Annotated in this window: 20 protein-coding genes; 15 read left to right on the top strand and 5 right to left on the bottom strand. The window is 67.3% G+C overall.

Going from position 1 to position 22,529, the window contains the following annotated elements; translation table 11 throughout:
• Positions 1-178 precede the first annotated feature (178 nt).
• Positions 179-1,114 carry a DnaJ C-terminal domain-containing protein gene (locus ACYQ2W_RS11720; protein ID WP_459866863.1) on the bottom strand — a complete coding sequence of 312 codons (936 nt, stop codon included), beginning with the start codon at positions 1,112-1,114 and terminating at the stop codon, positions 179-181.
• A gap of 236 nt (positions 1,115-1,350) precedes the next feature.
• Between ACYQ2W_RS11720 and ACYQ2W_RS11715 the strand changes: the two genes are divergently transcribed.
• From ACYQ2W_RS11715 to ACYQ2W_RS11685, 7 genes are all read left to right on the top strand, one after another.
• Entirely contained in the window at positions 1,351-2,319 is a 969-nt protein-coding gene (locus ACYQ2W_RS11715) for an AAA family ATPase (protein WP_459866860.1), read from the top strand.
• A 10-nt stretch (positions 2,320-2,329) separates the two neighbouring features.
• On the top strand, positions 2,330-3,277 hold the full coding sequence (locus ACYQ2W_RS11710) for a DUF58 domain-containing protein (RefSeq protein ID WP_459866857.1): 948 nt from the start codon (positions 2,330-2,332) through the stop codon (positions 3,275-3,277).
• A complete protein-coding gene (locus ACYQ2W_RS11705) occupies positions 3,274-3,780 on the top strand; it encodes a DUF4381 domain-containing protein (RefSeq protein ID WP_459866854.1) in 507 nt (168 codons plus the stop codon). The genes ACYQ2W_RS11710 and ACYQ2W_RS11705 overlap by 4 nt, the downstream gene beginning before the upstream one ends.
• Positions 3,773-4,774 (top strand): vWA domain-containing protein, encoded by a 1,002-nt coding sequence (locus ACYQ2W_RS11700; RefSeq protein ID WP_459866851.1) that lies wholly within the window; start codon positions 3,773-3,775, stop codon positions 4,772-4,774. Before ACYQ2W_RS11705 ends, ACYQ2W_RS11700 begins: the two co-directional genes overlap by 8 nt.
• Entirely contained in the window at positions 4,771-6,693 is a 1,923-nt protein-coding gene (locus ACYQ2W_RS11695; RefSeq protein WP_459866848.1) for a VWA domain-containing protein, read from the top strand. Before ACYQ2W_RS11700 ends, ACYQ2W_RS11695 begins: the two co-directional genes overlap by 4 nt.
• A 5-nt stretch (positions 6,694-6,698) precedes the next feature.
• On the top strand, positions 6,699-8,438 hold the full coding sequence (locus ACYQ2W_RS11690; RefSeq protein ID WP_459866843.1) for a BatD family protein: 1,740 nt from the start codon (positions 6,699-6,701) through the stop codon (positions 8,436-8,438).
• Between the two features lie 295 nt (positions 8,439-8,733).
• Positions 8,734-9,990 carry a glycoside hydrolase family 3 N-terminal domain-containing protein gene (locus tag ACYQ2W_RS11685; RefSeq protein ID WP_459866840.1) on the top strand — a complete coding sequence of 419 codons (1,257 nt, stop codon included), beginning with the start codon at positions 8,734-8,736 and terminating at the stop codon, positions 9,988-9,990.
• 91 nt (positions 9,991-10,081) lie between these two features.
• Here ACYQ2W_RS11685 and nadB read toward each other — a convergent pair whose 3' ends face one another.
• Positions 10,082-11,689: an L-aspartate oxidase gene (nadB, locus tag ACYQ2W_RS11680; RefSeq protein ID WP_459866837.1), complete on the bottom strand. Its 1,608-nt coding sequence runs from the start codon at positions 11,687-11,689 to the stop codon at positions 10,082-10,084.
• 139 nt (positions 11,690-11,828) lie between these two features.
• On the opposite strand from nadB, the gene rpoE reads away from it, so the two are divergent.
• The 8 genes from rpoE (at position 11,829) to fxsT (ending at position 19,377) form a co-directional block, all read left to right on the top strand.
• Positions 11,829-12,422, top strand: a complete 594-nt coding sequence (rpoE, locus tag ACYQ2W_RS11675) for an RNA polymerase sigma factor RpoE (RefSeq protein ID WP_459866834.1) — start codon at positions 11,829-11,831, stop codon at positions 12,420-12,422.
• Between the two features lie 76 nt (positions 12,423-12,498).
• Positions 12,499-13,023, top strand: coding sequence for a sigma-E factor negative regulatory protein (locus tag ACYQ2W_RS11670; protein WP_459866831.1), 525 nt, complete (start codon positions 12,499-12,501; stop codon positions 13,021-13,023).
• Positions 13,020-14,003 (top strand): MucB/RseB C-terminal domain-containing protein, encoded by a 984-nt coding sequence (locus tag ACYQ2W_RS11665; RefSeq protein WP_459866828.1) that lies wholly within the window; start codon positions 13,020-13,022, stop codon positions 14,001-14,003. The genes ACYQ2W_RS11670 and ACYQ2W_RS11665 overlap by 4 nt, the downstream gene beginning before the upstream one ends.
• Positions 14,000-14,476: a SoxR reducing system RseC family protein gene (locus tag ACYQ2W_RS11660; RefSeq protein WP_459866825.1), complete on the top strand. Its 477-nt coding sequence runs from the start codon at positions 14,000-14,002 to the stop codon at positions 14,474-14,476. The genes ACYQ2W_RS11665 and ACYQ2W_RS11660 overlap by 4 nt, the downstream gene beginning before the upstream one ends.
• Positions 14,477-14,537: 61 nt before the next feature.
• The gene (locus tag ACYQ2W_RS11655; RefSeq protein WP_459866822.1) at positions 14,538-15,971 is read left to right on the top strand and encodes a DegQ family serine endoprotease; all 1,434 of its coding nucleotides are present in this window, start codon (positions 14,538-14,540) and stop codon (positions 15,969-15,971) included.
• Positions 15,968-16,225 carry a glutaredoxin family protein gene (locus ACYQ2W_RS11650; RefSeq protein WP_459866819.1) on the top strand — a complete coding sequence of 86 codons (258 nt, stop codon included), beginning with the start codon at positions 15,968-15,970 and terminating at the stop codon, positions 16,223-16,225. Before ACYQ2W_RS11655 ends, ACYQ2W_RS11650 begins: the two co-directional genes overlap by 4 nt.
• Before the next feature lie 361 nt (positions 16,226-16,586).
• Positions 16,587-16,763 (top strand): 23S rRNA (adenine(2030)-N(6))-methyltransferase RlmJ, encoded by a 177-nt coding sequence (rlmJ, locus tag ACYQ2W_RS11645; protein ID WP_459866816.1) that lies wholly within the window; start codon positions 16,587-16,589, stop codon positions 16,761-16,763.
• Between the two features lie 97 nt (positions 16,764-16,860).
• Entirely contained in the window at positions 16,861-19,377 is a 2,517-nt protein-coding gene (gene fxsT / locus ACYQ2W_RS11640; RefSeq protein WP_459866813.1) for an FxSxx-COOH system tetratricopeptide repeat protein, read from the top strand.
• Between the two features lie 64 nt (positions 19,378-19,441).
• On the opposite strand, the gene ACYQ2W_RS11635 is transcribed toward fxsT, so the two are convergent.
• The 3 genes from ACYQ2W_RS11635 to ACYQ2W_RS11625 all read right to left on the bottom strand — a co-directional run bounded on the left by ACYQ2W_RS11635 (position 19,442) and on the right by ACYQ2W_RS11625 (position 22,416).
• Positions 19,442-19,780, bottom strand: a complete 339-nt coding sequence (locus ACYQ2W_RS11635) for an STAS domain-containing protein (protein ID WP_459866810.1) — start codon at positions 19,778-19,780, stop codon at positions 19,442-19,444.
• Positions 19,781-19,981: 201 nt separating this feature from the next.
• A complete protein-coding gene (locus ACYQ2W_RS11630; protein ID WP_459866807.1) occupies positions 19,982-21,892 on the bottom strand; it encodes an adenylate/guanylate cyclase domain-containing protein in 1,911 nt (636 codons plus the stop codon).
• Positions 21,892-22,416: a histidine phosphatase family protein gene (locus ACYQ2W_RS11625; RefSeq protein WP_459866804.1), complete on the bottom strand. Its 525-nt coding sequence runs from the start codon at positions 22,414-22,416 to the stop codon at positions 21,892-21,894. The genes ACYQ2W_RS11630 and ACYQ2W_RS11625 overlap by 1 nt, the downstream gene beginning before the upstream one ends.
• Positions 22,417-22,529: the final 113 nt, after the last annotated feature.

The following is a 22,529-nucleotide window of genomic DNA, read 5'->3' as shown; positions in this document are numbered from 1 at the left end:
GGGCCCGCGAAAGAATAACTTCCTGTTTTGGAACGCCGATCCACTCCGCCCGGCGGCGTTGCGCAAAGGGTTGCATACGGCAAGTATGCGCCCCTTTGCGCCCCTTTGCGCCCCTTTGCGCGCCTTGCCGGGCGGGCGTCTCGACGCCCCAAAACAGGAAGTTATTCTTTCGCGGGCCCTAAACCCCCAGTTCCCGCCGTGGGTCGAAGGCGAGTTCCTCGGCCATTCGGCGGTAGAAGTTTCGCGCCTGCTCCGAATCGGCCGGTGGGGTGACGATCTTCAACTCCACGTAGAGATCCCCGGTCGGGCTGCCCGGCAGCCCGCGCCCCTTGAGGCGCAGCTTGCGTCCGCCCTGGGAGCCCGCCGGGACGGTCAGCTCGATCCTCCCGGCGAGGGTGGGGACCGGGACGCGGCCCCCCAAGGCCGCCTCCCACGGGGCGATCGGCAGCCGCAGGGTGAGATCCTTGCCGTTGACCTCGAAGAGCCGGTGGGGCTCGATCTTCAGCTCCAGATAGAGGTCGCCACGCGGTCCGCCCACCAACGGCATGTCGCCCTGGCCGGCGAGGCGGATCTGGCTGCCCTCGCTGACCCCGGCGGGGATCTTCACCTGCAGCGCCCTTCCCGCCACGTCCACCCGGCGGGTGCCGCCCTGGAACGCCTCCTCCAGGGTGATCTTCAGGGTGGCGCGGCGGTCCGCACCGCGCCGCTTGGAGAACGCCTCCTCGTCGATCGATCCGCCGAAGGGGGAGCCCTGGCCGAAGAGGTTTTCGAAGAAGTCGCTGAACTCCCCGCCGGAGAAGCCGCTGCGGCGGCGATGGAAGCCGCCGCGATTGCCGCCGAAGTCGAAATTGAACTCCCGCTCCCAGCCGGGCGGCGGGCGGAAGTCCTGGCCCGCCTTCCAGTTGGCGCCGAGCCGGTCGTAGGCCGCCCGTTTCTGCGGGTCCTTCAGCACCTCGTAGGCCTCGCCCACCTCCTTGAAGCGCGCCTCGGCGTCCGTCTCCTTGCTGACGTCGGGGTGGTACTTGCGGGCGAGGCGGCGGTAGCTGCGCTTGATCTCGTCCTGGGGGGCGTCGCGCGGGACGCCGAGGATCCGGTAATAGTCTTTGTACTGCATGGGATGGCGTAACGTGGGTAATTCCTGGTGTTTACATGGGGCTGAACGTCGGAGCTTCAATCAAGGGGGATGCCATCCCAATTATTTCAGAATGAGGGGGGCTTCGTGCAGGAAGATGGGGGAGGAGACGGTTTGGCCGGGCGACGGGTTGCCAAGTGCCGGGACGGCCCTTGGAACTTCTCTCTGTCAGCCCCATCTAACGCGATGTTTTTGACTGCAGAAAGATGGGAGATTGCATGACCGCACAACAGTCGATTCTGCAACTGAAGGAGGCGCTTCAGCGACGCATCATCGGTCAGGAGGGGCTGGTTACCCGGCTGCTGGTGGCGCTGCTGGCCGACGGCCATCTGCTGGTGGAGGGGGCGCCGGGGCTGGCCAAGACCACAGCGGTGAAGAGTCTCGCCGAGGGGATCGAGGGGGACTTCCATCGCGTCCAGTTCACCCCCGATCTGCTCCCCGCCGACCTCACCGGCACCGAGATCTACCGCCCGCAGGAGGGGAGCTTCCACTTCCAGCAGGGGCCCATCTTCCACAACCTGCTGCTCGCCGACGAGATCAACCGCGCACCGGCCAAGGTGCAGTCGGCGCTGCTCGAGGCGATGGCCGAGCGGCAGATCACCGTCGGGCGCACCACCTACCCGCTGCCGCGCCTGTTCCTGGTGATGGCGACCCAGAACCCGATCGAACAGGAGGGGACCTATCCGCTCCCCGAGGCGCAGCTCGACCGCTTCCTGATGCACGTGCGGGTCGGCTACCCGCGGGTGGAGGACGAGCAGGCGATCCTGCGGCTGGCGCGGGAGGAGGCGCTGGGGGAGGGGGTGGCCGCCACCGGCCACGGCACGCAGATCACCCAGGAACAGCTCTTCGCCGCCCGTCGCGAGGTGCTTCAACTGCATCTCACCCCGGCGCTGGAGGAGTATCTGGTGCGGCTGGTCACCGCCACCCGCGACCCTTCCCCCTACGCCCCGGAGATCAGGAACTGGATCCGCTTCGGCGCCAGTCCCCGCGCCACCATCGCCCTGGAGCGCTGCGCCCGCGCCCACGCCTGGCTCAACGGCCGCGACTACGTCTCGCCGGAGGACATCCACACCATGGCCCTCGACGTGCTGCGCCACCGCATCCTGCTCTCCTTCGAGGCCGAGGCCGAAGGGATCACCCCCGACCGCCTGGTGGTCGAACTCCTCGCCCGGGTGCCCGCGCCCTGATCACCACGAAGTGTTGAAAACCACCGCCCAATCGAACAACAGCCGCCGGGATGGCGTCGAGGTCTCCCTCGCCGAACTGATCGCGTTGCGAGCGCGGGCCGGGGAGCTGCGACTCTCGCCGCAGCGGCAGGTGCGCAGTCAGCAGGCCGGCGGCTATCACTCGCCCTTCAAGGGAAGGGGGATCGATTTCGAGGAGGTGCGCGGCTATCAGCCCGGTGACGACATCCGCTCCATGGACTGGCGGGTCACCGCGCGCACCGGCCGCCCCCACACCAAGCTGTTCCGCGAGGAGCGGGAGCGGCCGGTGCTGCTGTGGGTCGACCAGGGGCCGACCCTGCGCTTCGGTTCGCGGGTCGCCTTCAAGTCGGTGGTCGCCGCGCGTGCCGCGGCGCTGTTGGCGTGGGCGGCGGTGGAGCGGGGGGACCGTGTCGGCGGCCTGCTGTTCGGCGGTCGCGAGCACCTGGAGCTGCGCCCGAAGGCGCGCAAGGCGGGGGTGCTGCCTTTGCTCAACCGGCTGAGCGCACAGGCCGACGCCCCCCTCGGCGGCGGCGAGCGTAGCGACCTGGTGGCGGCACTGACCCGTCTGCGGCGGGTCGCCCACCCCGGCAGCCTGCTGCTGCTGATCAGCGACTTCTTCGAGGGGCTGGAGGAGGCCGCCGCCCGCACCCACCTGGCGGAGCTGGCGCGCCACAACGACCTGGTGCTGATCTTCGTCTACGACCCGCTGGAGGAGGCCGCGCCGCCGCCGGGGCGCTACCCGGTGGGTGACGGCCTGCGCCGGTTGGTGCTGGATACCGCCGACCGGCGGTTGGCCGACGCCTACCGGGAGCGTTTCGCCGAGCGGCGCGACGGGGTGCGGCGCCACGCCCGCCGCCTCGGTATCCCGTTCATCCCGCTGGCCACCGACGCCCCGCTGGTGGAGACCCTGCGTGACGGCCTGCGCGGAGGTGGCCGGTGAGTGCCTCGGCACCGCTGCCCGCCACCCCCGCGCTGCCGCCGCAGGCGCTGGAGGGGCTGCGCGACATCCATCTGCCGCCGCCGGTCTCCTGGTGGCCACCGGCCCCCGGCTGGTGGCTGCTGGTCGGGTTGACGTTTGCGCTGCTGCTGGCCCTGGGTTGGTGGTGGCGCGCCACCCGTCTGCGGCGGGCGGCGTTACGCGAGCTGAAGCGGCTGCGCGCCCGTTACGCCGACGAGCCGTCGCGCTTCGCCGCGGAACTCTCGATCCTGCTGCGCCGTTGCGCGTTGGCGCGCTTCCCGCGGGAGGCGGCGGCCGGCTGCGTCGGCGAGGCGTGGCTGCAGTTCCTCGACCGCAGCGGTGGTGGCGACGCCTTCACCCGCGGTGCGGGACGGAGCCTGGTCACCGCCCCCTACCGGCCACAGGAGCTGGTGGAGGTGGCGGCGCTGGCCGCGGTCGCCGAGCGCTGGGTGAAGCGGGCCATGGGGGGGCGGCGCCGTGTTTGAGTTCCAGTGGCCGTGGCTGTTCCTGGCGCTGCCGCTGCCGTGGCTGGCGCGGCGTCTGCTGCCCGCGGCCCGCGGCGGAGGCGATGCGGCGTTGCGGGTCCCCTTCTTCAGCGAACTGGCGGCGCTGCCGGGGGCCTCCGCCGGCGCGGCGGCGGCCCCCCCTTCGCGCGCCCTGTTCTGGCTGGCGGTGGTGGTGTGGGCGCTGCTGCTGGCCGCCGCCGCCCGCCCCCAGTGGCTGGGGGACCCGGTGGCCCTGCCGCGCGAGGGACGCGACCTGATGCTGGCGGTGGATCTCTCGGAGAGCATGCAGACCCGCGACTTCGTGGTGAAGGAGACCCCGGTGGACCGTCTCACCGCGGTGAAGGCGGTGGCCGCCCGCTTCATCGAGGGGCGCAAGGGGGACCGCCTGGGGCTGATCCTGTTCGGCGATCAGGCCTACCTCCAAACCCCCCTCACCTTCGACCGGGAGACCGTGAAGAGCCTGCTCGGCGAGGCGGTGATCGGCCTGGCGGGGAAGCGCACCGCCATCGGTGACGCGATCGGCCTCGCCATCAAGCGGATGCGTGAGCGGCCCCAAGGGCAGAACGGGGAGAGCCGCGTGCTGGTGCTGCTCACCGACGGCGCCAACACGGCTGGTGAGGTCTCCCCGCGTCAGGCCGCCGGCTTGGCCGCCGAGGCGGGGGTGCGCATCTACACCATCGGCGTCGGCGCCGACCAGATGGAGGTGCGTTCGCTGTTCGGCCGTCGGCGGGTCAACCCCTCCGCCGACCTGGACGAGGCGGCGCTCACCGAGATCGCCGACAAGACCGGCGGGCGCTACTTCCGCGCCAAGGATCTGGAGCAGTTGTGGGATGTTTACAAGGAGATCGACCAGTTGGAACCGGTGGCGGGTGACGAGGAGTTCTTCCGGCCGGTGATCACGCTGTTCCACTGGCCGCTGGGGGCGGCGCTGCTGCTCTCCCTGCCGCTGGTGTGGTTGCGGGGGAGACGATGATCGAGCACTTCCACTTCATCCGTCCGTTGTGGTTGCTGGCGCTGCTCCCGTTGGCGCTGCTTTTGTGGCGGCTGCGCGGTCGCGGCGGCGCCCTGGCGGCGTGGCGCACGGTATGCGATCCCCATCTGCTGGCGGCGCTCACCGTGGGCAGCGAGGGGGAGGGCGGCGGCCGGCTGCCGCGGGCGCTGCTCGCCCTCGGCTGGCTGTCGGCGGTGGTGGCGCTGGCCGGTCCCAGCTGGGAGCGCCTGCCGCAGCCCCTCTACAAGCCCCAGGCGGCGCGGGTGATCCTGCTCGACCTCTCCCGCTCGATGGACGCCGGCGACCTCGCCCCGTCGCGCCTGGAGCGCGCCCGTTTCAAGATCCTCGACATCCTCAAGCGCAGCCGCGGGGGGCAGACCGCGCTGATCGCCTTCGCCGCCGAGCCCTACGTGGTGGCGCCGCTGACCGACGATACCGCTACCGTCGCCAACCTGCTGCGACCGCTCACCACCGCGTTGATGCCGGTCCAAGGGAGCCGTCCCGACCTCGCCCTGCGCAAGGGTGAGGCGCTGCTCAAGCAGGCGGGGGTGCCCGGCGGTGAACTGCTGCTGGTGGGGGACGGGGCCGACGCCGCCGCCGTCGGTGTGGCGGAGGAGCTGCGCGGCCTCGGGCGGACCGTCTCGGTGCTCGCCGTGGGCAGCGCCGATGGTGCACCGATTCCCATCGAAGGGGGCGGCTTCCTCAAGGATGCCGACGGCGCCATCGTCATCCCCAAGCTGGAGGAAGACGCGCTGCGCCGGGTGGCGACGGCCGGCGGCGGCCACTATCGGCGGATCAGCGCCGACGACCGCGACCTGCGCGGCCTGCTCGTTGAGCCCTCGCGGGGCGACGTGACGAAACGGGACGGCGAATCCGCGGTCCACGGCGGCGATGCCTGGCGGGAGGAGGGGCCGTGGCTGGTGCTGGCGCTGCTCCCGCTGGCACTGGTCGCCTTCCGCCGCGGCTGGCTGGGGGCGCTGCTGCTGGTGAGCCTGCTGCCGCCGCCGGTCCATGCCGCCGGCTGGACCGAGCAGTGGGCCAACCTCTGGTCCCGTCCCGACCAGCGGGCGGCGGCCCGTTTCGAGCAGGCGCCGGCGGAGGCGGCGAAGCAGTTCGAGGACCCCGGCTGGCGCGCCAGTGCCCACTACCGGGCGGGGGAGTACGACGAGGCGCTGAAGGCGTGGCAGGGGATCGACAGCGCCGACGCCCACTACAACCAAGGCAACGCCCTGGCCCGCCAGGGCAAGCTGAAGGAGGCCCTGGCCGCCTACGAGCAGGCCCTCAAGGCGGATCCGAAGATGGCCGACGCCGAGGCCAACCGGAAATTGGTCGAGGAGCTGCTGAAGCAGCAGCAGCCGCCCCGGGGACAGAAGGGCGGCGATTCCCGGGAGAACCAGGAGGGCGACAGCCAGCAACAGCCGCAGCAGGATCAAGGCGGCTCGTCGAATCCCGACCAGGGCGGCAATCCCCAACCGGGTGACTCGTCCCAACAGCCGTCCCGGGGGCAGTCGTCCGACCAACCCAATGAGGCCTCGGAGCCTCAATCCCAGCCTCGGGATGGGAGCCAGCCCAGTCCCGGTACGGAAAAGGACGCGCAAAAGGGTGAACAGGGAGACGTGGGAGACGAAGGCGAAAAGGAGGACCCGCAGAACGCGGCCGAATCCGCCAAGCAAGCACAAGCCGCCGACGCCACCGAGGCGAATGAGGAATCACCCGATCAACAACCCCCAATGTCCGCAGATTCTTCTCCGCCGGATCCGACGCAGGAGGATCCGGCGGAGAAGAATCTGCGGATGTGGTTGCGGCGGGTGCCGGATGATCCCGGCGGCCTGCTGCGGCGGAAATTCCAGTTGGAGCACCGGCGCCACGGCGAGCAGACGGAGAGTGAGAAGCAATGGTGAACGTGATGAAACGGTGGCTGGCCCTGCTGCTGCTGTGCGCGGCGCTGCCCGTCTGGGCCGGCCTTTCGGCCCACATCGACCGTGCCCGGGTGCGGGCCGGTGAAAGCTTCCAGCTGCTGATCGAGAAGAGCGGCCAGTACGACGGCGAGGGCCCCGACCTGTCGCCTCTGGACCGGGACTTCGACCTGCTCGGCAACGGCCGCAGCTCCCAGATCAGCATCGTCAACGGGCAGATGAGCTCCACGACCCAATGGACGATCACCCTGGCGCCGAAGCGCAGCGGCACCCTCACCGTGCCGCCGATCGAATTGGATGGCGATTGGACTCCCTCCTTCCCGATCCGGGTGGGCGCCTCCACCGCCCCGTCGAACCGCGGTAGCAATGGAAAGGGTGCCGCCAGCGGCAACGATGATCTCTTCCTGGAGGTGGAGACCTCCCCTGAATCCCCCTACGTCCAGGCCCAGCTCACCTATCGGGTACGCGTCCTGCGCACCGTCGACTTCAGCAACGCCTCCCTCAGCGACCCGGAGGTGGAGGGGGCGGTGATCGAGCGGATCGGTGACGACGTCAGCTATGACGCCACCCGCAACGGCCGCCGCTATCAGGTGATCGAACGGCGCTACGCCATCTTCCCCGAGCAGGCCGGCCCGCTGAAGATCACCGGACCGGTGCTCAATGCGGAGATCCCGCAGCGGGGTGGCGGCGGTTGGCGCGACCCCTTCCAAGGGCTGTTCACCCGTACCCGGCCGGTGCAGATCAAGGGCAAGGACCGTACCGTCCAAGTCCGTCCGGCCGCGGAGAAGGGGGATTGGCTGCCCGCCGAGGCACTTACCTTGAAGGAGAAGTGGTCACCGGAGACGCCGCAGTGGAAGGTGGGCGAGCCGGTGACCCGCACCCTCACCCTGGTGGCGACGGGCCTCACCGGCGCCCACCTGCCGCCGATCTATCGCGCGCCCCAAGGGGCGGACGTCAATGGCTACCCCGACCAGCCCACCATCGGCAATGCCGCCGACGGCGACCGGATGATCGGCACGCGCACCGAGCGGATCGCCCTGGTCCCCAGCCGCCCCGGCCCGTTCACCCTGCCGGAGATCCGCATCCACTGGTGGGATACCGCCGCCGACCGGGCGCGAGAGGCGGTGATTCCCGCCCACACCATCCAGGTGGCTGCCGCCGATGGGAGCGGGAACAGTGCGCCGCCGCCGGCGCAATCCACGCCGTCGGCGACGCCGGTCGCGAAGCCTGCCGAGAGCGTGTCACCGCTCCTCGCTGCGACTCCGGCGGTGGTCACCGAGTGGCCGCTGTGGCGCTGGCTGACGCTGCTCTTCGCCACGCTGTGGGTGATCACCGGGCTGCTCTGGTGGCGCCACACCCGGCAATCCGGGCGGGGGCGAGCGGCGCCGGAGCGGGAGCGAGAGGCGGCACCCGCGGTAGGGGAGGGCGAGGCCCGCAAGCGCCTGCGTCGTGCCTGCGAGGCCGGCGATGCCGCCGCGGCCCGCGCCGCCCTGCTGGCGTGGGGCGCCGCCCGCTGGCCCGAGCGCCCTCCGTTCAGTCTCGGGGCCCTAGCGGAGCGGCTGGAGCCGGGGCCGGCGGTCGACGCCCTGCGTGAACTGGATCGCCTCCTCTACCACCCGGACGAGGGCGCATGGTCCGCCAAGGCGTGGCTGGAGCGGGTTTCTCCGGCGTTGAAGGGCGTCAAGGGGACGGCGGCGGCGGAATCGCCGATACCGGGGCTCTATATTTAAGATATCGCATTAATTTATTGTTTTAATATATTGATTTTATTTAACTGTTATTGTTGGTTTTGATCCATCCAAATCGTCGGGTAGGGTGTGCCGACGACAGGAGGCGCACCAGTCGGAGAGTGGTGCGCCTCGTACCTCGGCACACCCTACGCTCGCCTCCACTTCCCCACGTACTTTCACGCCCACTGAACCCGGTATCGGTTGCGCCCCCCCGTAACGTTCCAGGGTTTCTCCAATCTATTTCCGCTAAGCGAGGGCAGAATCGGGGCCTTTGACGAACTTGAGGAGGTCCGCGATGCGTCCGTATCCCGCCGCGGTCGCCACCTGGGGGGTGGCCGCCGCCAACCTGATCCTGCTCTTCTGGGCGGTCCATCTGAAGAACCCCCACCTGTTGACGATTCGATCCTACGAGACGCCGCTGTTGGTGGCCGTCGGCGTGGTGCTCTTCGCCGCTGTGCGCCGGATCGAGGGTGGGCGCGTGACCAAGGGGGTGTTGCGTGGCGCGGCCCTGGCGGTGGTGGCGATCACCCTCACGGGCGAGGCGTGGTACCGCTATCAGGCGTGGGAGGTGATGCGTTTCGAGCCGCAGATCGCGAGACACATAGGCGCCCGCTTCGTCGCCGGCTACCGCTCGTTCGAACAGATCGAACCCCTGGTGCGGAGAGGGCTCGTCGCCGGGGTCTTCATCTCGGGGCGGAACGTCGCCGGCCGGGGCAGCGGTGCGCTGCGGCGGGAGATCGCTGCTCTGCAGGCGGTGCGAAAGTCTGCCGGGTTGCCTCCACTGCTGATCGCCACCGACCAGGAGGGTGGGGCGGTCTCCCGCCTCTCCCCCCCGCTGGAGCGGTCGCCGTCGTTGGGAGAGGTGGTGAAGGGGGCCCGTGACGAGCGTGAGGCGGCGGAGCTGGCGCGTACCTACGGCGAGCGGCAGGCGGCCTCGTTGGCGGAGTTGGGGGTCAACGTCAACTTCAGCCCGGTGGTCGACCTGAAGAGCGGCGAGGCCCCGTCACCGTTGGATTTCCACTCGCGTATCGAACAGCGCTCGCCGGGTGCCGACCCGCGGCGGGTCGCGCGGGTTGCGGAGGCCTATGCCCGGGGCCTGCTCGCCTACGGCGTACGCCCCACCTTCAAGCACTTCCCCGGCCTCGGTGGGATCGCGGGCGACACCCACCACTTCTCCGCCACGGTGACGCGCTCCCGCGCCCGCCTCGCCGCGCGGGAGTGGCTCCCCTTCCGGCGCGCGACGACGATCGACGGGGCGTTGATCATGCTCAGTCACGTGCGTCTCCCTGCGATCGACCCGAGCGGGCCGGTGTCGCTCTCCCGCAAGGCGGTGGCGCTGTTGCGCGGCGAGTGGGGCTTCAACGGGACCTTGATCACCGACGACCTGACCATGGCGGCGGTCTATGATCGCGGGATCTGCGGGGCGACGGAGAGGGCACTGGCGGCCGGCGTGGATCTGCTGCTGGTGGCCTACGACTACGAGCAGATCTATCCGGCCCTCCATTGCGCCGCCCGTGCCGCGGCGACAGCATCGATCGCCTCGTCCTTATAGGGCGTGCCGTGCGCGCCGTGCCGATGGTGGCAGCGAGCCCTTGGTTCGGCGACGTGCCTTCGTTCCACGGCGACGGCGACCGCCGGGTGTCCTATGACGGGGTCAGAACCGTGGGTTGCGGCGGCCGGTCGTCGTCGGGGGTGGGGTAGTCGAGGGTGTAGTGCAGCCCGCGGCTCTCCCTGCGTGCCTGGGCGCTGCGGATGATCAGATCGGCCACCGTGGTCAGGTTGCGCAGCTCCAGCAGATCGTTGGTCACCCGGAAGTTACCGTAGTACTCGTCGATCTCGCCGAGCAGCAGGTCGACCCGGTGCTTGGCCCGTTCCAGCCGCTTGTCGGTGCGCACGATGCCGACGTAGTCCCACATGAAGCGGCGCAGCTCGTCCCAGTTGTGCGCTACCACCACCTCCTCGTCGGAATCGGTGACCCGGCTCTCGTCCCACGCCGGCAGCTCGGGGGGCAGCGGCGCCCGCGCCGCCTCGGCGGCGATGTCCAGCGCCGCCGCCTCGGCGAACACCAGGCACTCCATCAGCGAATTGCTGGCCATCCGGTTGGCCCCGTGCAGCCCGGTGTAGGCGGTCTCGCCGACGGCGTAGAGACTGGCCAGATCGGTGCGCGCGCGCAGGTCGGTGATCACCCCGCCGCAGGTGTAGTGGGCCGCCGGCACCACCGGCAGCGGCTCACGGGTCATGTCGTAGCCGAACTCCAGGCAGCGGCGGTGGATGTTGGGGAAATGCGAGGTGACGAACTCGGCGGGCTGGTGGCTGATGTCGAGCAGCACGTGGGGCAGGCCGAGGCGCTTCATCTCGTGGTCGATGGCCCGCGCCACGATGTCGCGGGGGGCCAGCTCGGCGCGCGGGTCGAAGCGCGGCATGAAGCGCTCGCCGTCGGGCAGCAGCAGCCGCCCGCCCTCGCCGCGCACCGCCTCGGAGACCAGCAGCGACTTGGCGTGCGGGTGGTAGAGGCAGGTGGGGTGGAACTGGATGAACTCCATGTTCGCCACCCGCGCCCCGGCGCGCCACGCCATGGCGATGCCGTCGCCGGTGGAGATGTCGGGATTAGAGGTATAGAGGTAGACCTTGCTCGCCCCGCCGGTGGCGAGCACCACGAAGCGGGCGCGGAACACCTCCACCCGGCCGCGCTCGCGGTCGAGCACGTAGGCGCCGAGGCAGCGGTCGTCGTCGCGCCCGAGCTTGCGCCCGGTGATCAGGTCGACGGCGATGTGGTCCTCGAACAGCTCGACGTTGGGCCGTTCGCGTACCGCCGTCTCCAGGGTCTTCTCGATCGCCTTGCCGGTGGCGTCGGCGGCGTGGATCACCCGGCGGTGGCTGTGGCCCCCCTCGCGGGTGAGGTGGAAGCGCGAATCGCCGTCCGGCCCCTCTTCCAGGGTGAAGGCGACGCCGGCGTCGATCAGCCACTGGATCGCGCCGGGGGCGCGCTCGACGGTGAAGCGGACGGTGGTCTCCTCGCACAGCCCGGCGCCGGCGTCGAGGGTGTCCTGGGTGTGGGACTCCAGCGAGTCCTTCTCGTCGAGCACCGCCGAGACGCCCCCCTGGGCGTAGAGGGTCGCCCCCTCGCGCAGCCGCCCCTTGGAGAGCACCGCCACCCGCAACGATCCGGGCAGGCGCAGCGCCACCCCCAGTCCGGCAGCGCCGCTGCCGATGATCAGGACGTCGTGGAAGTGGGAGGGGGTATCACTCATGGCTGGCTGCGGCGTTAGCGGATAGAATGGCGGATCGGAAAGTGACCCCGCGACGGGGACGAAGCGGCAAATATAACCGAATCATGACGAACTATCTGCCTCCCACATTGTCTACTCCACGAAGAGCGAGGAACTTGGTGTGTTGAAAGGCCGGGAGCGTGGGAGTGAGGTCACCGATATCGAACTGGTGCAGCGGGTACAGCGCGGCGAACGCGGCGCCTTCGATCTGCTGGTGCGCAAGTACCAGCACAAGATCGTCAACCTGGTGGGCCGCTACGTCCACGACCCTTCCGAGTCCCTCGACGTCGCCCAGGAGGCCTTCATCAAGGCCTACCGCGCCATCCCCAATTTCCGCGGCGACAGCGCCTTCTACACCTGGCTCTACCGGATCGCCATCAACACCGCCAAGAACCACTTGGTGGCCCTCGGTCGCCGCCCCCTCTCCGACGGGGTGGAGATCGAAGAGGCGGAACAATTCGAGGGGGAGGGGCGACTGAAGGAGTACGCCACCCCGGAACGCGAACTGCTGCGCGACGAGATCCAGCGCACCGTGTTCGCGGCGATCGAGGCGTTGCCGGAGGACTTGCGCACCGCCATCACCCTTCGCGAGCTGGAGGGGTTGAGTTACGAGGAGATCGCCCAGGCGATGGAGTGCCCGATCGGTACCGTGCGTTCGCGCATCTTCCGGGCACGCGAGGCGATCGACCAGAAATTGCGCCCGCTGCTCGACTGAGCGGCGGGTACCATCGGACCACCGGAACCGTTTTCGAGGCATCGACCCTCTGGCCGCAACAAGTGGAGCCCGCGTGATGAACAGCGAAAAGGCCGAACTGATCTCCGCCCTGGCGGACGACAACCTTTACGGGCGTGAGCGGGAAGCGGCGCTGGCCGCCTTGCGCGACGAGCGATTGCGTGAGCGATGGCAGCGTTACCACCTGATCGGCGACGTGATACGTGGCGAGGCGGCGCCGCAGATCGCGATGGACCTGGCCGCCAGGGTGCGCGAGCAGCTCGAGAGCGAGCCGCTCCACCTGCCGGTGCGTCGTCGTCTCTCCCCCCATCTCGGCTGGGCGATGGCCGCCTCGGCGGCACTGGCGGCGGTGCTGCTGGTGGCGACCCGGCCGCTCAACGAGTCGGCGACCCCCACCACCCTGGCCCAGGCGAACCGTCCCACCAATTTCGTGGTGGTACGCGACAACGGTCCCGGACAAGGCGAGTGGGAGCGGCTCGACGAGCGCGAGCTGGCCCCCTACCTGGTCAACCACCACGCCCACTCCAATGCCCTGGCGGTCCCCGCCTCGGTGCGCATCGTCAGCCACGAGGTGATGCGTTGATTCTTTCGCGAGCTCTCAGGACCCTGGTGGTCTCGGCGGCGCTGCTCGACGCCGTGCCGGTGTTCGCCGACCCGACGGCGGCGCAGTGGCTGGAGCGGATGAGCGAAGCGGCCCACACCCTCGACTACCGCGGCACCCTGGTGTTCCAGGAGGGCGAGCGGATGGAGACGGTGGAGATCGTCCACCGGATGGCTGGCGGCGACGAACAGGAGCGGATCAGCGCGCGCAGTGGCGCCGCCCGCGAGGTGGTGCGCGACGGCAACCGGGTGACCTGCATCCAACCCGAGAAGAACACCGTGGTGGAGACCCCCGGGTTGCCCCTGCAGGGGCTGCTTGGCAAGGAGGCGGGCCATGGCGTCGAGCGGCTCGCCGGCAGCTACGTGCTGAAGCTGGAGGGTGACGAGCGGATCGCCGGTCGCCCGGCGCGCAAGCTGAAGATCATCCCCCGCGACCACTTCCGCTACGGCTACCGGCTGTGGCTCGACGAGGAGAGCGCCCTGCCGCTCAAGTCCCAGCTCATCGGCGCTGGCGAGCAGGTGCTGGAGCAGGTGATGTTCACCAAGCTCGAGCACGGCGTGCCGATCAGCGCCGAAGCGGTGGCCCCGACGCTCTCCGGCGAGCGCCACAGCTGGGAGCATCAGGCGCCCAGCGGCGACGAGTCGGCGGAGGCCGGGCGCTGGCAGGTGACCCTGCTGCCGCCCGGCTTCGAGCTCTCCCTGGAGAGTGGCCACACCCTGCCCGACCACCCCACGCCGGTGCGTCACCTGCTGTTCAGCGACGGCCTCGCCTCGGTCTCGGTGTTCATCGAGAAGGAGGGGGAGGGCGCGGCGCGCGCCAAGGGGCGCGGCAGCCACGGCGTGGGGGCGGTCCATGCCTTCATCGACCGCCGCGACGGCCACCGCATCACCGTCGTCGGCGAGGTCCCCGCTACCACCGTGAAGATGATCGGCGAATCGGTTCGCCGGAGAGAGGCACCGTGATCGAAGAGAATGCCCGCGTGGTCGCCGTCGAGGGCGAGGTCGCCTGGGTCGAGGCGGAGCGCAAGAGTGCCTGCGGCAGCTGCGAGGCGAAGGGGGGCTGCGGCACCGGCAGCCTCTCCCAGGTGTTCGGCACCCGTTCCAACCGGATGCGAGTACTCAACACCGTCGGCGCTGCCCCGGGCGACACCGTGGTGATCGGCATCGAGGAGTCGGCGCTGGTGCGCGGCTCGGTGGCGGTCTACCTGGTGCCCCTGCTGGCGCTGCTCGCCGGCGGCGTCTTTGGTGAACACATGGCCGGCCAGCTCTCCATCGCGGTGCAGGTGGGCGGGGTGGTCGGCGGTCTCGGCGGCCTCGGCGTCGGCCTGCTCTGGCTGCGCGGCTACACCCACCGCATCGCCGGTGATCCCCGCTTCCAGCCGGTCACCCTGAAGCGCCTCGCCCCGGTCTTCCCGATCGTCGAACTCAAAGGGTGACCCCCGGGAAGGCGAATCCCGGAGCGCATCTTTCCCCTTCACGAAAATCCTGGAGTGAACCATGAAGGTTGTACCATCCCCACTGACCCGCTGGTTGGTCGCAGGCGCGGCCCTGCTGCTGTCGAACGTCGCCGCCGCCCGCGCCGGCCTGCCCGACTTCACCGACCTGGTGGAGCAGACCAGTCCGGCGGTGGTCAACATCAGTACGGTGCAGAAGGTGGAGGGGAAGAAGATCCTGCCCCACGGCTGGAAGCTCCCCGAGCTGCCCGATGATAGCCCGCTCAACGACTTCTTTCGCCGCTTCTTCGACGACGAGGGCGGCGGCGGTGCCCCCGAGCACGACGCCCGCTCCCTCGGCTCCGGCTTCATCATCTCCGAGGACGGCTATCTGCTCACCAACCACCACGTGATCGATGGCGCCGACGAGGTGATCGTGCGGCTGAGCGACCGCCGCGAGCTGAAGGCCGACGTGGTGGGCAGCGACCCGCGGAGCGACATCGCGCTGCTCAAGGTGGACGCCGACCACCTGCCGGTGGTGAAGATCGGCAACAGCGACAAGCTCAAGCGCGGCGAATGGGTGCTCGCCATCGGCTCCCCGTTCGGCTTCGACCACTCGGTCACCGCCGGCATCATCAGCGCCACCGGCCGCTCGCTGCCGAGCGAGAACTACGTGCCGTTCATCCAGACCGACGTGGCGATCAACCCCGGCAACTCCGGCGGCCCGCTGTTCGACATGGACGGCGAGGTGATCGGCATCAACTCCCAGATCTACAGCCGTACCGGTGGCTACATGGGGCTCTCCTTCTCGATCCCCATTGAGATGGCGATGGAGGTGGCTGATCAGTTGAAGAAGAGCGGCAAGGTGAGCCGCGGCTGGCTCGGCGTGCTGATCCAGGACGTCACCCGCGAGCTGGCCGAATCGTTCGGCATGGAGCGCCCCTACGGCGCCCTGGTCTCCAAGGTGCTCCCCGACAGCCCCGCCGAGGCCGCCGGCTTCAAGGTGGGGGACGTGATCATCGAGTTCGACGGCCGCGAGGTCGAGCGCTCCGGCGCCCTGCCGCCGATGGTCGGCCGCGCCAAGGTGGGCAGCGACGTACCGGTGGTGGTGATCCGCAACGGCAAGCGCACCACCCTCAAGGTGAACCTGGGCGAACTCCCCGAGGAGGAAGAGATGGCGGCCGCCGGCGGCGGCAAGGCGAAGACCAGTGCCGACCGCATCGGTCTGGTGGTGTCCGATCCCACCGCCGACCAGCGCAATGAGATGGAGCTGGGCGACGAGAAGGGGGTGCTGGTGCAGTCGGTGGAGGAGGGACCCGCCGCCCACGCCGGCATCCGCCCCGGCGACCTGATCCAGCGGATCAACAACGTCGCGGTGGAGGATGCCGGGCAGTTCGCCAAGCTGGTCGCCGAACTGCCCGACGACAAGTCCCTGCCGGTCCTCGTCCTGCGCAAGGGCAGCCCGCTGTTCCTGGCGCTGAAGATCGGCAAGGAGTGAGCCGACGCTTGACCCTCTACTGGCGCGACGGCTGCCATCTCTGCGAGGAGATGGGCCGCGAGCTGACCCGGCGCAGGGAGGCGCTGGGAGTGGAGCTGGAGGCGGTGGAGATCAGCGGCGACGTGGAGCTGGAGGCGCGCTACGGCCACAAGGTGCCGGTGCTCTGCGCGGGTGACGAGGAGATCTGTCACTACTTTCTCGATGAGGAAGCGCTGGCCCGACATCTCGCGGCACCCCACGGCGACGCCGCCTGACACCTTCCGGAAACTCCCCGTTCAGCTATCGCCACTCCTTCCACGCCGGAAACTTCTCCGACGTCCTCAAGTACTAGGTATCGGTGCGCCTGCTGCGCTATCTGCTGCGGAAGGAGAAGCCGCTCCTCTACCTCTACACCCCGCCAGCACGGGCGGCTCTACGCCCTCACGTCGGAACATGCCGGCAAGACCCGGTGGTTCGAGAGAGCGGGATCGGCCGCCTGTGGTCGCGTGAGGACCTGCTGGAGGTCGTCGCCGACTACGTGGCGCTGGTGAGCCGACTCCATGACGGCGACCGGCTGAACGCCACCCCGGTTCCCCCCGGTTCGGGTAACGCCCCTTGCGCCCGGACGACCGGCTGGTGCCGCTCGAATTTGGCATCCGCCCCGATCGTCCCGGCCACGGCATGACCGCCAGCGGTATGGTGGTGGTGAGCCCGCCCTATCCCCTCGCCGCGGCGATGACCCCGACGCTCGAATACCTCGCCGCCTCCGTGGGCGACGTCGGCCACTTCCGTTGCGTCGAACTCGTTGGCTAGTAGACCCCTGCCAATGGCACAATCGTCAAGAGGAACCACGGGGTAGTCAGGCCAGTCACGTGAAGACTCGCCTGTGAAGTTGGTCAGGAGGTAGAAGATGAAAGACGGTCGAACGACAATATTCTTCAGTTATGCCGGGGAAGACCGGGCTTGGGTCGAGTGGGCAGCATGGCAACTAAGAAACGAAGGTTTCCATGTTATTTATCAACATCGAGACTTTTCTCCCGGCGATAGTATTCCAGGCGCTATTGATTCCGCCTTGCGGGATGCCGATTTTACGTTCATTTTCCTTTCCCAAGACTTTCTGGACTCGGTATTTTGTCAAACAGAGTGGCATGCGGCTTGGATGCGAGGAGTTCAAGAAAAGATAGTCCATTTGGTTTCCGTATATATTGCCGATCCTTCTCATCTGTTGCTTCCCCCTTTGTTGAATGTCGGGAACGCCGTGAATCTCGCAGGGTTGGACGAGATAACCGCCCGCGAAACGCTTGTAACCAGCGCTCGCCGTCTTGTCGGTATTCGAGAGAAGCCAATTGGTCATTCTTTTCCCGGTGCAACAGTACCAACTTTTCTCTCTCCTCCTCCTTATCCGGGAGGAGTCCGCCAGCTTCGTCGATTGCCTTTGGCGCGCAATCGGAATTTTGTTGGGCGTGAAGAGTATTTGAGCAATCTACACCGAGACCTGACGTCAGGCATTCATTCTGCGCTAACCCAAGCAGCTCATGGGATGGGCGGTGTTGGGAAGACCCAGTTGGCAAACGAATACTCTTATAAGCATCAGCAGGAATATGGTGTTGTATGGTGGGTACGGGCGGAAACCGAGGCAACACTGAAAGCGGATCTATTGGCTCTGGCTTATAAAGCCGGCTTCCCGATCCGTCGAGAAGAGGAGACGTTGGATGCTGTGAAGCAGTGGCTTGAAGAGAGTGATCGGTGGCTTTTGATTTTCGATAATGCTGAGCACCCGGATTCATTGCGCCCCTTCCTTCCTCAGTCGAAGACGGGGAACATCATTATCACCTCGCGTTTTCGTTCCTGGGGGGATGTCGCGCAATCCGTACGAGTGGATGTTTTCAATCGAGAACAGTCAATCGCCTTTCTCGTTCGCCGAACCGGGATATCGGACCCGCAGGGTGCCGGGCGTCTGGCTGAAGCGCTTGGCGATCTACCGCTGGCTTTGGCCCAAGCGGCAGCATATTTGGAGGAAAGTGGGGATGACTTCATTACATACCTGAGCCTTTTCGAAGAACGTCAACTGCAACTACTCGAGGAGGGGCGATTAAGTCCTAACGTTTATCCCGACTCTGTCGCGACTACTTGGGATATTTCCTTGGAGCGACTTGGCAAGGAGTGCCCGGAAGCGGTAGAAGTTCTTTACCTCGCGGCTTATCTTGCTCCAGACGATATTCCAAAGCGGCTGTTTGCCAATGTCCATGAAATATTGCCTTTCTCAATGGAGGACGTGTTCAGCGATCCTCTCCGCCTCAACAACGTTTGGAGGGCGCTCCGACGCTATTCGTTGGTAGAAGCCGGGCCTGATTGTTTTAGCCTGCATCGCCTGATTCAGGCTGCCATTCGTCATCGCGCTCCTTCATCTCAGTTCGAGTCATATGCTCGAAAGGCGCTATGCTTGGTAGATCGCTCTCTCGATTACGATGAAAACAACCAGGAAACGTGGCGTTCATCTCTTTCCCTAGTGCCACACGCACTGATTGTTTCTACCTATATCAAGTCCGAAGAAGATGAATTGCTTGTTGCCGGCATGCTGGATCGTGCGGGCAGTACTCTCTGGAAGATGAGTCAACATGAACAGGCCCGTGTGTGTTATGAGGAAGCATTAAACGCCGCACGGAGAGCGGGAGATGGAGGGCTCGCCGATGAAGGATCGACTTGGAATAATCTCGGTGTCCTATTAAAGGAAATGAATCTGTTACCCGACTCACTGGAGGCGGTGGACCGAGCAGTTCGGATCGGTGAGCGAGTTCTCGGTGTTCAACATCCAAAGCTCGCTATTCGTCTGAGTAATCAGGGGCTTGTGCTGGGCCGAATGGGGCGTTACGACGAAGCGATCAGCTATTTTGAGCGCGCTTTGGAGATCAATAGGAAAGAATCGTTTTCAAGTCAGGATGGAAAGGAAGGTGTTGCCCGAGACTACAGTCATCTAGGAAACGCCTACAAAAAACAGCGAATGTGGTCTGACGCTGAACACTGCTTAGTCGAAGCGCTACGGATAGGAGAGGAGACCCTTGGTGCAGAACACTATCGTGTTGCCATCCGACTTAACAATCTCGCGATGCTCTACAAAGAGATGGGGGCATATGACAAAGCGGAACCTCCCATGCGCCGGGCGTTGGCGATAGATCGGAAAATCTATTCTGATGGTCACCGGGATGTGGCTTGGGACTTAAAGAATTTGGGACTTATTCTGATGGGCGCCGGGCGTTTGGATGAGGCGGAAAAATGCTTCATCGAGAGCCTATCCATTTTCCGGGAAATACAGGGAGAGGAACATCCGGATACGCAGGCGGTTCGCGAATACGTCACGGAGCTAAGAATGTCCACCAGATTGCAAGGAACGAATGGTGCGCCGACGAACAATGATGATCATCCCTGATGAACTTCCGACCAGTCCATCGGCAATCTAGTAGCCTTTGGGGAATAAGTGTTAGCCCCGCAGCTTAACCGTTTACTTTTGTCAACGCCGCCTCGGTATCCGCTACCACGGTGAGGATCGGCAGGAATCCGCTCAGCTCGAACACCTCGCGGATGTGGTCGCGCATGCCGCACAGCGCCAACGCGCCGCCGGCCGGCTTCAGCCGCTTGGCGGTCATCAGCAGCACCCGCAGGCCGGCGCTGGAGATGTAGTCGAGCTGGCTGAAGTCGATCACCAGGCGAAGGTCGCCGCCTTCGATACGCTCCATCACCCGCTTCTCGAACGCCTGGGAGGTGTTGCTGTCGAGGCGCCCCTCGGGGGTCAGCAGGACGGCGTGGTCGCGTTGCTCTTCGCTCAGATTCATGGCGTCGTTCTCTGTATTCCCGGATGGTCGGCGCATTGTCCCCGGTGAACGGGGTTTCGACAAGTTTAGGGACGCGGGTAACTATTCGTCCCGCTGATTGAACCGCAGAATAACGCAGATTTTCGCAGATGAGTTCTCGGCCCAATCTGCGGAAATCTGCGGTCGAGCCTCTTGATGGGGCGTTTATCCCCTCCGCCTTCCTCACTCTGCGTCATCCGCCGGCAGCAGGTGGTACATGGGCTGGTCGCCGTGGCGCTTGGGCATCTCCAGGATGCCCAGGTATTCGGCCTTGAACCAGGGCGTATAGGGCTCCCGGCGGAAGGCCAGTTCGTGTTTCACCGCGTTCTCCTCGGCGGTGAGCAGGGCCACCAGCTCCTGGGAGGCGTAGACCTCGCCGGGCATGGTGATCGGCTCGATGCGGGCGGCGCGGTTGACCTGACGGCCGGAGAAGGCGGAGCGGCCGGTGATCGGGTTGACGTCGTGGAAGACCGGGCCGGCATGCAGTCCGATGCGCACGTTGAGCTGATAGGGCAAGCCGAACTGGTGGTGGTCGAGGCGGGAGAAGGCCTCGCGCAGCACGAAGGCGTAGCGCACCACGCTGCGCGCGTCGGGCATCACGATGTAGAGGGCATCGCCCCAGGTCTCGACCAGCTCCGGGGCGACCTCCAGGGTGGCGCAGAGCTGATGGATCCGTTCCAACAGGCGGAACCAGTTGGGCAGGTACTCCTCATCCAGCTTGCTGTAGCCGACCACGTCGGCGAAGAGCATGGCGCGAATGGTCCGCTCGGGAAGCGTCGGTTCCTGGTAGGCCGGGAGGCGCGGCGGGTCAATGGCACTCCCCGGCTCCTCCTCCAGTTCGTCCAGTTCGATCAGGTGGAGGGTGGTGATGTCGGGCCAGTGGTCGATGAAGTCGCTGCTGCTGCCCGGGGTGTTGATCGCCCGGTAGTCCCACACCGCCAGCAGGTGGGGCTCGGTGAGCAACTGTTCGCCGCGCAGCCAGCCGAGGCCGGTGATGATGTGGTTGGCGTAGCGCAGCAGGGCGCGGTGGCCCAGGTAGTGTTCGCGGGTGGCGTAGGAGATGGTGGCGGCCTGCGGCAGCACCGCCTCCAGCCGCTCCCGCCAGCGGGCACCGGCGTAGGCGACCCGCGCCTCGATGAAGTCCTCCAGGGCGCAGGGGAGTACCAGATGAATCTCGCCGCCGCGTTCCAGCATCGCCTCGATGAATAGCAGATCGGCGCCGCAGGCGGCGCTGCTGTAGCCGATGCGGGCGTCGATCTCTCCCAGGCGCTGGGCGATGGCGCGCCCCAGGGGGCCCTCCTTGGAGGGAGGGAAAATCGCTTCGCCCGTCCCGCCCGCCGGGGACGGCGGATCGATCAGCGGGCCACCGAAGATCACCACCCGTGGCGGTTGCAGGATGTCGGCCAGCGCCGCCGGCACCGCCATCCCCATGCGTTCCAGGATGCGCAGGCGCTGGAGGGCCTCCACCACCGGGCGGTAGTCGCGGCCGCTCGCTTCGGCCGCCCGACGGAACAGCGCTTCGGCGGCATCGTTCTCTCCCAGCACCAGGGCCCCCTGACCCTGGTGGAGGAGGCGCTGGAAGCGCTCGTCGACGTCTTCGCCCGGCGCCGGCTCGGCACACTGCTCCAATAGGCGGCGGGCGATCTCGCGGGCCTCCTCCCGGTGCCCCAGGCACCACCCCATCACCGCCGCCTCGCTGCCGTGGCGGCAGCTCGCCTGCTGCTCGAACAGCTCGGTGTAGAGGGCGCGGGCGCGCTTCAGGTCCTGCTCGCCGCCCCACTGTTCCCAGCTGAGGCGGTGGATCTCCGCCAGCAGCTCCCGTTCCCGCGGCGTTGCTTCGGCTTTCGGGGAGTAGGCCGTCAGGGCCTTGCGGGCGGCACCGCCGGAGTGGCCCTGGAAGAGGGCGAGGATGCCCAGCAGGTGGATCTCGCCGCGTTCGGGGAAGCGCTCCTCGGCGCGGTGGCAGAGGTCGTAGGCGAGGAAGGGCTGGCCGCGGGCGGTCAGCCCCTCGATGGCGGCGATCCACGCTTCGGGAGAGGCGGTGTCGGCATCCACCGCCAGGCCGGGGAGGCGCTGTTCCATCGTCTCCCACATCAGAGGATCACCAGCTGATTGTTGTCGATAACGGTCCGGTTCATCCCCTCGATACCCCCCTCGCGGACGATGGCGACGGCGGCGCGGATCCAGGCGCCGTGGCCGAAGATCAGCACGTTATCCCCATCGTATTGCTGTAATACGGTGCGCACCCGCTGCTCCAGATCGGTGAGTGCCTCTCCCAGCACCAATTGCTGAGGCGCCTCCCGCCACCGTGCCCCCACCTCCGCCAGCAGCTCCGCGCGGGGACGCCCCTCGTAGGGGCCGAAGTCCAGCTCGTCGAGCAGCGGCTCCACCCGGTAGCGCCCCTGGTAGCCGTGCCGGTCGGCGGTCATGGCGGTGCGTTGCAGGCGACTCACCAGCACCGCGTCGAAGGGACCGAGCTCGGCCAGTCGGTGGCGGTTGTCGGCGATCGCCGCCTGCTCGTCGGGGCCCGGTTCGAGGATCGGCAGGTCCCGCCGTCCCTGGAGCAGGCCGTCGCGATTCCAGGCGGTGGGCAGGTGGCGGATCAGAATCAGGGTCATCACGCTCTCTGGAATGCTATTGACCGCAGATTAACGCAGATTGACGCAGATTCGGATGAAGAAAAATCTGCGTCAATCTGCGCGAATCTGCGGTTCATCTGCTTCTGACGGTG

The organism is Endothiovibrio diazotrophicus (assembly GCF_054657215.1).
This window is presented reverse-complemented; position numbering and strand designations above follow the sequence as displayed.